Here is a 255-nt window from a genome sequence, read left to right as displayed (position 1 = left end):
GCAAGGACGTCGAAGACCTCACCGAAGTCGACTACCTCTACTGGGTCGGCTGCGCCGGCGCCCTCGAAGACCGCGCCAAGAAGACCACCAAGGCCTTCGCCGAACTCCTCCACATCGCCGGCGTCAAGTTCGCCATCATGGGCGGCGACGAGAAGTGCACCGGCGACTCCCCCCGCCGCCTGGGCAACGAATTCCTCTTCCAGCAACTCGGCGCGGAGAACGTCGCCACCCTCAACGCCGCCTTCGGCGAGGACG

At 66.7% G+C, this 255-nt stretch carries 1 protein-coding gene; it reads left to right on the top strand.

The window, feature by feature from the left end; translation table 11 throughout:
• Nucleotides 1-255, top strand: a 255-nt coding sequence (locus V2J85_RS41150; RefSeq protein WP_330824456.1) for a heterodisulfide reductase-related iron-sulfur binding cluster, incomplete at both ends; no start/stop codon positions are given.

The organism is Streptomyces bugieae (assembly GCF_036352915.1).
Classification (GTDB): domain Bacteria; phylum Actinomycetota; class Actinomycetes; order Streptomycetales; family Streptomycetaceae; genus Streptomyces; species Streptomyces endophytica.
This window is presented reverse-complemented; position numbering and strand designations above follow the sequence as displayed.